This is a genomic window from Isoptericola sp. NPDC057391 (assembly GCF_042668085.1).
GTDB lineage: Bacteria > Actinomycetota > Actinomycetes > Actinomycetales > Cellulomonadaceae > Isoptericola.
The window spans coordinates 1-10,114 of record NZ_JBHVBO010000152.1; the positions used below are offsets into that span (position 1 = coordinate 1).

Annotated in this window: 9 protein-coding genes; 2 read left to right on the forward strand and 7 right to left on the reverse strand. The window is 75.0% G+C overall.

The features are described 5' to 3' along the window. Positions 1-69: 69 nt before the first annotated feature. From ACFUVW_RS16375 to ACFUVW_RS16405, 7 genes are all read right to left on the reverse strand, one after another. Positions 70-237 (reverse strand): methionine/alanine import family NSS transporter small subunit, encoded by a 168-nt coding sequence (locus tag ACFUVW_RS16375; protein WP_430572380.1) that lies wholly within the window; start codon positions 235-237, stop codon positions 70-72. Beyond that, entirely contained in the window at positions 234-1,820 is a 1,587-nt protein-coding gene (locus ACFUVW_RS16380) for a sodium-dependent transporter (protein ID WP_430572381.1), read from the reverse strand. Before ACFUVW_RS16380 ends, ACFUVW_RS16375 begins: the two co-directional genes overlap by 4 nt. Before the next feature lie 111 nt (positions 1,821-1,931). Continuing rightward, complete coding sequence (locus ACFUVW_RS16385; protein WP_430572382.1) at positions 1,932-3,209, reverse strand: FAD-binding protein; 1,278 nt, start codon at positions 3,207-3,209, stop codon at positions 1,932-1,934. A gap of 37 nt (positions 3,210-3,246) precedes the next feature. After that, the gene (locus ACFUVW_RS16390) at positions 3,247-4,407 is read right to left on the reverse strand and encodes a winged helix DNA-binding domain-containing protein (RefSeq protein ID WP_430572383.1); all 1,161 of its coding nucleotides are present in this window, start codon (positions 4,405-4,407) and stop codon (positions 3,247-3,249) included. Between the two features lie 4 nt (positions 4,408-4,411). Next, positions 4,412-4,780 (reverse strand): STAS domain-containing protein, encoded by a 369-nt coding sequence (locus ACFUVW_RS16395; protein ID WP_430572384.1) that lies wholly within the window; start codon positions 4,778-4,780, stop codon positions 4,412-4,414. Between the two features lie 113 nt (positions 4,781-4,893). After that, positions 4,894-5,433, reverse strand: coding sequence for an aminoacyl-tRNA deacylase (locus tag ACFUVW_RS16400; RefSeq protein WP_430572385.1), 540 nt, complete (start codon positions 5,431-5,433; stop codon positions 4,894-4,896). Between the two features lie 17 nt (positions 5,434-5,450). After that, a complete protein-coding gene (locus ACFUVW_RS16405) occupies positions 5,451-7,820 on the reverse strand; it encodes a PASTA domain-containing protein (RefSeq protein WP_430572386.1) in 2,370 nt (789 codons plus the stop codon). A gap of 234 nt (positions 7,821-8,054) precedes the next feature. Here ACFUVW_RS16405 and ACFUVW_RS16410 point away from each other — a divergent pair, with 234 nt between their 5' ends. Then, complete coding sequence (locus tag ACFUVW_RS16410; protein ID WP_430572387.1) at positions 8,055-8,831, forward strand: LamB/YcsF family protein; 777 nt, start codon at positions 8,055-8,057, stop codon at positions 8,829-8,831. Between the two features lie 31 nt (positions 8,832-8,862). Next, a partial coding sequence (locus ACFUVW_RS16415; RefSeq protein WP_430572388.1) for a carboxyltransferase domain-containing protein occupies positions 8,863-10,114 on the forward strand: 1,252 nt, incomplete at its 3' end.

The following is a 10,114-nucleotide window of genomic DNA, read 5'->3' on the forward strand; positions in this document are numbered from 1 at the left end:
GACCGTAGCCGGCTACGGTCCGTCCCCTCTCTATCTCGCGGGTCCGGCTTCTCTATCTCGGCGACAGGGTCACGTGTCGCGCTCGGTGATCGCGTCGTCCTCGCGGTGGTCGTCGTCCCCGCCGGGCGGGAACTCCACCCGCTCGGGGCGGGCGCGCAGGGCGATGATGCTCACCACGAGGCCGCCCCAGACGACCGCCAGCGACAGCACCATGAGCAGGATCGCGTCGCCGTTCATCGGGCCGCCCCCTTCGTCGTCGTCGAGGTGGTCACCGGCGGGTAGGTGGGCCAGGCGACGAAGTCGTCCGGGCTGCGCCGCCAGCGCGGCAGCGTGAGCACGACCGCGCCCACGACCAGGAACACCAGGGTGCCCCAGCCGGCGTACAGCAGGTACGTCTCGTCGTAGCCCTCGTAGGGGTTCTGCACGAGGTCGACGATGCGCGAGACCAGCATGTACGCGAGCACGGCCGGCACGATCGCGCCGACGCACACGTACCACCAGCGGCCCACCTGGAAGGTCGAAACGGCGTTCATGTGGTACCGCAGCTCGGGGCTGGTGCGCAGCAGCCAGACGAGGAACACGCACATGAGCACGGCCGATGCCACGATGCCCACCTGGTTCGACCAGTTGTCGATCGTGTCGAGGGCGAGGAGGCCCGTCGTCGTCGAGAAGCCCACCACGGACAGCACGGCCGCGACGACGCCGATCCACAGCACCGCCTTGCGGCGCGTGAGGCCGAACTTCTCCTGGAAGCCGGCCGCGACCACCTGCAGGATCGAGATGAGCGACGTGAAGCCCGCCATCGCGAGGGAGAAGAAGAACAGCGCGCCGAACAGCTGCCCGGCCGGCATCTGCGAGACGACGGCCGGGAACGTCACGAACGACAGGATCGGGCCGGTGATGCCCTCGAGGTCCCCGACGGCGACGCCCTGCTCGTGCGCGAGGAAGCCCAGGGCGGCGAAGACGCCGATCCCGGCCAGCATCTCGAAGCCCGAGTTGGAGAACGCCACGACCAGGCCCGGCGACGTGAGGTTCGCCTTGCGCTTCCGGTACGAGGAGTACGTGATCATGATGCCGAACGCGACCGAGAGCGAGAAGAAGATCTGCCCGTAGGCGGCGATCCACACGTTCATGTCGCCGAGCGCGCTCCAGTTGGGCGTGAAGAAGGCGTTCAGGCCGTCGGTCGCGCCGTCCAGGAAGATCGCCCGCACCACCAGCACGGCGAACGCGATCACCAGCAGCGGCAGGAAGATGACGTTCGCCTTCTCGATGCCCTTCGCGACGCCGCCCACGAGGACGACGATGGTCGCGACCCACACCAGCAGCAGCGGGATGAGCACCGCCGGCACGAAGTCGAGCGTGAACCACGCCCCGCCGTTCGCGACGTCGGACAGCTGCAGGTAGTCGCCCGTGAAGAAGCCGGCGGTGTCGTCGCCCCACTTCAGCGTGAAGGAGTAGACGAAGAAGCTCAGCGCCCAGCCGATGATCGCCGCGTAGTAGATCGCGATGACGAAGCAGATCATCACCTGGAACCAGCCCAGGGTCTCCAGCCACTTCTTGACGCGGCGGAACACGGTGGGCGGGCCGCCACGGAAGCGGTGCCCCAGCGCGTAGTCGAGGAAGAGGATCGGGATGCCTGCGGTCAGCAGCGCGATCACGTACGGCACGAGGAAGGCGCCGCCGCCGTTCTCGTACGCGACCCCGGGGAACCGCCAGATGTTGCCCAGCCCGACGGCGGAGCCGATCGCGGACAGGATGAAGCCGACCTGCCCGGTGAACTGCTCCCGGGGAGGCGAGGTGTCAGTGGTCGTGGTGCTCACAGGCGTCGAACCTCCACGGTGAGGGGCGTCACGTCAAACGTGTCTCACGAACCGATGCTGCCCGAACGGCCGGTTCGAGGCCACCCCCCGCCGCGGCGGGTCCTGGCGGGGTCAGCCCGCGAGCAGCCGGCCCACCAGCCCGCCGTGCAGGCGACCGTCGGGGTCGAACCGCGCGGCCAGGCGCCGGAACTCGTCGAACCGCGGGAAGAGCGCCGCCGTCGTCGAGGCGTCCAGCGTGCTGACCTTGCCCCAGTGCGGGCGCGCCCCGAGCGGCACCAGCGCCTGCTCGACGGCGGGCAGCACGGCGCGCACGTCGGCCTCGCGCGGCAGCCAGGTGAAGTGCAGCCCCACCGACGGCTCGTCGAAGGGGCTGAGCCACAGGTCGTCGGCGGCGACCGTGCGGATCTCGCTGGTCTGCAGCAGCGGCGCGACCGTGGGGCCGAGGCGGCGCATCGCCTCGATCGCCGCGGTGGCGTTGCGGCGCGGCAGCAGGTACTCCGACTGCACCTCGTCGCCGTTCGACGGCGTGAACTCCAGCCGGAAGTGGCTCAGCCGCTCGTGCCACGGGCCGTCGACGCCGAGCTGCTCGGTGCACGCCGAGGGGTCGACCCCGGGCAGCGGGTGCACCGGCACGTCCGACCAGCGCAGGAAGTCGGGCGCGAGCCCGCGCACCTCGGGCCGGTCGGCGCGGGCCACGGACTTGAACCACACCTGCCGCACGGCCGGCTCGTCCCAGCTGGTGAAGGCGCTCACCGAGTACGCCGCGGAGGTGATGGCGTCGAAGCTCGCGAGGAACGTGTCCCACGGGACCTCCGCGGCGACGTCCTGCCGCACCACGTACGCCGGGACCGTCCGCAGCTCGACGCGCGTCACGACGCCCAGCGCCCCGAGCGACACGACCGTGCCGGGGAAGACGTCGGGGTCGCTCGCGCGGGTGATCCGGCGCAGCTCGCCGCCCGGCGTCATGATCTCCAGGCCCTCGACGGAGCTCGCGAGGCTCTGGTTCGTGTCGCCGGAGCCGTGCGTGGCGGTGGCGACCGCGCCCGCCACGGAGATGTGCGGCAGGGAGGCGAGGTTGCCCAGCGCGCGGCCGGTCGCGTGCAGGGCGCGGGACACCTCGCCGTAGCGCAGGCCCGCGTTCACGGACACGACGTCGCCCTCGTCCCCGTCGTCGGGCGTCAGCGGCTCCACCGCGGGCCGGCCGTCGTCGAGCCCGTCGACCTGGACGTGCACGCCGTCCGTGTCCGCGACGTCGTTGAACGAGTGGCGCGACCCCAGCGCGCGCACCCGGCCGCCGGCGGTGAGCACGTCGGCGAGCTCCTCCAGCGACGCGGGGCGCACGACGGAGCGTGCGGAGTACGTGAGGTTCCCGGCCCAGTTGCGATGCACGGGACCACCCTGCCATCCGGGCGCCCGGCGCGGCTGCTCAGTCCAGGTACGTGCCGAGGTCGGCGACGGCGACGTCCAGGGCGGCACGCTCGGCCGGCGTCGGGTCCCGCAGCCACTGCACGTCCAGCGCGGTGCGTCCGGCCGGCCAGCGCCAGCGGCCCGCGACGATGCCGTCCACCGCCAACGAGTGCACGTACGCCCCCGCCCGGTCCGGCGGCGGCAGCGCCGGGTCGAGCACGACATGGCGGGTCTCGCGGTAGGACATCAGGAGCTCGTCGTACGCCTGCAGCAGGTCCGCGACGGGCGCGGTGCCGTCGTCGTCCCCGGGGGCGGGGTCGCCGCCGCCGAGCCAGCGGTCCGCCGTGGCCGCCGTCGCGACGAGGGTCAGCCCCTCGAGCTCGCCGGCGCCCGGGACCTGCACCACCTCGCCCCCGTCGGTCAGGGCGGCGAGCGCGGGCCGCAGGTCGCGGACGGTGACGTCGGCCCACAGCCGCAGGTCGTTGAGGGTCGCGAAGCCGCGCCCGGGCAGGTAGCGGCGCCACAGCTCGACGACGGCGGCGTCCGCGTCGAACCGCTCGCCCAGCGGGCCGTAGCCGGCGGGGACCCGGTCGTCGAACGCCGCGTACGACTGGTGCTGCAGCTCCCTGCCGGCCGGCGGCGGCCCGCTGATCACGAGCCGCTGCAGCTCGGCGTGCATGAGCATCTGGGTGAACGCGAGCCCGGGCGCGTCGGGGTCGAGCACGCCACGGGCGACCAGCTCGGCCCGGATCTGCGTGCGCGTGCGGGGCCCGTCCGCGACGGCGGCGGCGACGGCGTCCGTGCCCGGGCCCAGGTCGCCGAGGTCCCAGGACCGCTCGGTGGACGCCATGAGCCTCTCGACGCGTGGCGCGCTGAGCTCGAGCAGCCAGCGCGCGTCGCGCGGCCGCACCAGGTGCCAGGTCGGGCGCAGCACGTGCGTGCGCAGCAGCTCACCGTCGGCGAGCGCCGCGTTCAACGCCGCGCGGCCCGGCCGCGACGACGGCGCCACGCGCCGCGACAGGCCCCACAGCGCGGGCTGCAGCTCCTGCCCCTGCACCGCGAGGAGCGCGTCGACGACGGCGGGCGCGTCGGGCAGGCCCGGGCCGCGCACCCCGGTGGCGTCGAGTCGCGCGGCCCGGACGACGCCGCTGTCGACGCCGCCGTCGACCCGGGTGGTCACCCGGTCAGCCGGCCCGGCCGGCGGGCTCCGCCTCCGCCAGCGGGATGCGGCCGCCCATGCCGACCATGTCCAGCACCTCCGCGACGGCCTCGGACGGCTGGTACAGGCTCACGGACGTGCCCGTCTCCTGGCCCAGCATGTACACCTGCAGGATGAACGCGACCCCGGAGGAGTCGATGAACGTGACGTCTCGGGTGTCCAGCACGATGGGGTGCGCGCTGCCCCGCGCCGCGAGCGCCGCCATGGCGTCGCTCGCCGCCTCGCGCAGCGCCGCGTCGACCTCGCCCCACAGGGTGAGGACGGTCGCCTCGTCGGTGGTACGGGACGCGATCCCCGAGCTCGGGCCGGGATCGCTGCTGCTGTCGATGTCCATGTGGTCGTGATGCTCCCGTGCGTGGGGCCTGGGGACGCCGTCTGCGCCCTCTCCGTACAGCGAACGGCCCGCGTCGAGTGTTCCCCCGTCAGGCGGATTCGTCCAGCATCCGTTCAATCCTCACGGGTCGACGCCGGTCCGGCCGGCGTCGTGCGGGCGGGGCCCGCCGGTCCAGGGTCGTCCAGGTCGGTGACGTCCGCGACCCGGGCGTCCAGGGCGTGCACCAGATCACGTCCGTCGACCGTCGCGGAGACCCCGTGCCCGCCTCCTCCGATCGAGACCCGCCCCGCGTCCGCGATCCGGGCGTCCGCGACCACCGGCCAGGCCGTGAGCGAGCCGAACGGCGTGATGGTGCCGCGCTCGTACCCCGTGACGTCGCGCGCCACGTCCTTGTCCGGCATCGACAGCCGGGACACCCCCAGCACGGACCGCAGACGCGGCCACGCGATCGTGCGGTCGCCCGGCACCAGCACGAACAGGAAGTCGCCGTCCCCGCGCCGCACGACAATCGTCTTGACCACCTGCCCCGGCGTGACGCCGCGCGCGGCGGCCGCCTCCGCGAGCGAGCGCACCGGCCCGTGCCGGACGATCTCGAACGCGACGCCCGACGCCTCCAGCGCCTCGCGCGTCCGCCGCTCGCCGGGGGTCTCCACGGGCGGCGCGGAGGACGTCACTCGTCCGTGCCCGACACGACGAGCTCGATCTCGGACCCCAGCAGGGCGGGCGTGCCCGCCTCGACGTCGGTCCCCTCGACCACGGCGTCGTCGGGGATGCCCTCCTCGGTCACGACCTCGAAGCCGAGCGCCTCGAGCTCCTCCCGGGCGGCCGCGACCGTCTTCTCGGCGACGTCCGGCACGGGCTCCGCCGCGGCCCAGGACAGCAGGACGATCGAGCCCTTCGCCACCGTGGTGCCCGCGCCCTCGGTGCTGACGATCACGTCGTCGTCGTCGACGCCGTCGGCCGGGTCCAGCTCTACCTTGAACCCGAGGCCCTCGAGCTTCGCCCGCGCGGCGGAGACGGTCAGCCCCGTGACGTCCGGGATCTCCACCTTCTCCACCGGCGGCGGACCGCTGGAGACGACGACGGCGACGGTCGAACCCTTCGCCACCTGCGTGCCCGCACCCTGGGTCGCCAGCACCGTGCCGGCGGGGACCTTGTCGTCCGACCGCTCCTCCGTCATCACCTCGAACCCGAGGGCGGCCAGCTTCGCCTTCGCCGCAGCGAGGGTCAGGCCCGCGACGTCCGGCACCGTGACCTTCGCCGGTGCCGCCGGGCCGCTCGAGACCACGAGGGAGACGGTCGAACCCTTCGCCACCGTCGTGCCCGCGCCCCGGGTCGCCAGCACCTGGCCCTTCGGCGCGGCACTCGGCTTCGACGACGTGCTGACGTCGAGCCCGAGCGCCTCCAGCTTCGCCGTCGCCTTCGCCAGGGTCAGGCCCGCGACGTCCGGCACCGTGACCTTCGCCGGCGACGTCGGCCGCGGCGTCGAGGAGGCGCCGTCGCCGCCCGAGGTCGTGCCGCCGGAGGACTTGCCGCCCGACGTATTGCCGGTGCTCCCGGGCTTCTCGGCGGCGCCGCCCTTCGACGGGCCACCCTTGCTCTTCCGGGTGTCCTTGGCGTCGGCCTTGGCGTCACTGGCATCGGCCTTGGTGTCGCCACCGGCGGTGCCCTGGTCCGCGCGCTCGGAGGCACCGGCCGTGCCGGCGCCCACGACGTCGTCGGACTTCCAGGCCCGGTCCGGCACGGGGCCGGCGGCGAAGAACTCGAAGTGCCACGGCTCGGGCTTCGAGCCGGTGAGGCGCGCCCAGGACGGGTTGTCCCACCCGTAGTCCGGCGCGTGCACGCGCATCCACACGTACTCGGCCGACGTGCCGGTCGAGATCGGGAGACCCAGGTCGACGGCGAGGCCCCAGCCGTGGTTCGACGTGCCGGGCGTCGCCGCCAGGTACCCCTTGGTCGCCTTGAGCCGGATCTGCGACTCCAAGGTGCGGTACGAGTCGGTCATCGGGATGGGCACCCCGAACTCCTTCTCGTACTCCTCGCTGAGGGCGGAGAGCTGCTCGGCGGCGTCGCACCGCAGCATGTGCCCGGGCGCGAAGTCGAGCGGGCACAGCGCCGACGTCGGGATCCGGCCGTTGGCGTAGCCCGCCGTGCTCGTGCCGTACCGGTCAACCACCGCGAGCAGGCTCGCCGTGAGCGTGGCGCGCGCGGCGACCGTGCCGTCCGCCCCGGCCGGCAGGATGCCCGCCTCCAGCGTCGTGGTCGCGGGGTCCAGCAGCGTCGCCAGGCGCGTGGCGGCGACGACGACGTCGTCGAACGTCACGTCGTCGTGCACGTGCTCACCCGTCTCCGCAGGCTGCTCGGCGTCCGGCTGCACGGTCTCGGGCCGCTCCCCCGTGGCCACGGGGTCGGGCTCGGCGGCGGGGTCGATCGTGACCTGGCGCGCGACGGGCACGACCTCCGGCACGTCGAGCGCCGGGGGCGCGACGTCGGGCGTCGTGCCCGGCTCGGTGGTCTCGGGCTCGGTCGGCTCGGGCTCGGTCGGCTCGGGCTCGGTCGGCTCGGGCTCGGTCGGCTCGGGCTCGGTCGTCGGAGCCGGGAGGAGCGGCGAGGGCGCCTCGACGTCCGCGGCCGCGAAGGGGCGGTCGGACGACGCGGCGGCCTGCTGCGCGAGGTACGTGCTGAGCAACATGCCGAGCTCGGCGGCGGCCTGCTCCACCGCGGGCGTCACCTTCCGGCCCGCGTCCCTGCCGGCGAGCTCCGCGCGCTCGAGGACGCCCAGCACTTCCTGGAGCGTCGTCGGACCGGTCGACGTCGACGTCCCGACCACGCCCACGGAGACGCCCTGGCCCACCGGGCTGCCGGCGCCCACGTCGGGGGTGTGCTGGTCGGCGGCGAGGGTCTGGAGGCGGCCGTCGTTCCACGGGAGGCCCGCCACGGGTGCCGCGAGGAACCCCGCCGCGACCACGCACGTCGCCGTCGCCGTCGCGAGCAACCTGCCGGCACGCACGCCCCGTCCGGTGTCCCTCGGAGACCTCACGACGACGAACCTCCCCCATCGGCACTGCTCAGGCGCTCGGATCCTGCCACACCCTGGGGTCGTCGTGTGACACAGGCGACAGGACCGTCCCTTCACTGTGCGTTACGCGCCACGCTCCTGCCACCCCGGCGACAAGAGTTCACGCACCGCTCATCCGCACACCATCATCGGAGAGGCCGTCCGGTGCCCTGATACGCCCCCGCCGGCGACGACGTCGCGCGGCAGACTGGACGCATGACCACCGTCGACCTCAACAGCGACCTCGGCGAGGGCTTCGGCCGCTGGACCCTGGGCGACGACGAGGCGATGCTCGACGTCGTGTCGTCGGCCAACGTGGCGTGCGGCTTCCACGCGGGCGACCCGGCCTCCATCCGCCGCACGGTCGGAATGGCCGCCGCCCGCGGCGTCGCCGTGGGGGCGCACGTCGGCTACCGCGACCTCGCGGGCTTCGGCCGCCGCGACATCGACGTCCCGTCCGCCGAGCTCCGGGCCGACGTCGTCTACCAACTCGGCGCGCTGCAGGCGCTCGCCGCCGCCGAGGGCACCCGGGTCACCTACGTGAAGCCGCACGGCGCCCTCTACCACCGGGCGGCCGTGGACCGGCGCGTGGCGGACGACGTCGCCGCCGCCGTCGCCGCCGTCGACCCGTCCCTGGTGCTGCTCGGCCTGCCGGGCACGCTCGCCCTCGCCGCGGCCGCGGACGCGGGCCTGCCCACCGCCACGGAGGCCTTCGCCGACCGCGCGTACACGCCCGCCGGCACGCTGGTGCCCCGCGGCGAGCCGGGCGCCGTCCTGCACGACCCGGACGTCGTGGCCCGGCGGATGCTGCGGCTCGTCACCGAGGGCGTGGTCGAGGCCGTCGACGGCAGCGTGGTGCGGGTGACCGCCGACTCCGTGTGCGTGCACGGCGACACTCCCGGCGCCGTCGCCATGGCCCGGCAGGTCCGCGCGGCGTTCGACGACGCGGGCGTCGCCCTGGCGGCGTTCGCCCCGGCGACGTCGGGGGCCTGAGCACGTGGGCGGGCCGGCGCGCGTCCTGCCGGTGCGTGTCCTCCCTGTGCGCGACGACGCCCTGCTCGTCGAGGTCGACGGCCTCGCGCACGCGCTCGCGCTGGACGCGTCGCTGCGCGACGACCCCGTCGCCGGCGTCGGGCAGCCCGTGCCCGGCGCGCGCACGCTGCTGGTCCCGTTCGACCCGTGGCGGGTGCCCGCGACCCGCCTCGCGGACGAGCTGCGCGCGCGGGCCGCCGCGGCCGCGCGACCCGCCGGGGGCCGCGCCGGGGAGGGCTCGCGGCTCGTCGAGATCCCCACGGCGTACGACGGCGAGGACCTGGCCGACGTCGCGCGGCTGCTCGGGTGCAGCCCGGACGAGGTGGTGCGGCGGCACGCGGACGCGTCGTGGGTCGTGGGGTTCGTCGGGTTCGCCCCGGGGTTCGCGTACCTGACCGGGGACGACCCCGGGCTCGTCGTGCCGCGGCGGGGGTCGCCGCGCACCCGGGTGCCCGCCGGCTCCGTGGCGCTGGCGGGGCCGTACTCGGGCGTCTACCCGCGCGCCAGCCCGGGCGGGTGGCAGCTGGTGGGCCGGACCGACGTCGTCACCTGGGACCCCGACCGCGACCCGCCCACCCCGTGGGCCCCCGGCGACCGCGTCCGGTTCACGGCCGTGCGCGCGTCGGCCCGGGGAGCCGAAGTCGCTCACGGCGGCACTTCGCGTTCGGCGCGGCAGTTCGAACTGCCGCCGCGAGCAGAAGCTGCCGCGCCGACGACGTCGGGCACGGGGCCGGAGGTGCTGGAGGTCGTGACGCCCGGGCTGCTGTCGCTGGTGCAGGACCTGGGCCGCCCGGGGCTGGCGCACCTCGGCGTGTCCGCGTCCGGCGCGGCCGACCCGCGCAGCCTGCGCGCCGCGAACCGGGCGGTGGGCAACCCCGTCGGCGCGGCGGCCGTCGAGGCCGCGGGCGGCGGGCTGCGGCTGCGGGCCCGCGCCGACGTCGTCGTCGCTCTCGCCGGGGCGGACGCGCGCGCCGTCGTGCACCGCGGCGGCGACCCGGACGACGCTCGGCGCGCACCCCTGGCGCGGGCGTTCCGCCTGCGCGACGGCGACGAGCTCGCGCTGGGCGCCCCGACCCGCGGGCAGCGCACGTACGTCGCCGTCCGCGGCGGCGTCGACGCAACACCCGTGCTCGGCTCCCGCGCCACCGACACCCTCGCCCACCTGGGCCCGGCCACCCTGACCCCCGGCACCCGACTGCGTTGTGGGTGGGCGGGGGGGGCCGATAGCCGTGGTGTAACCCGCG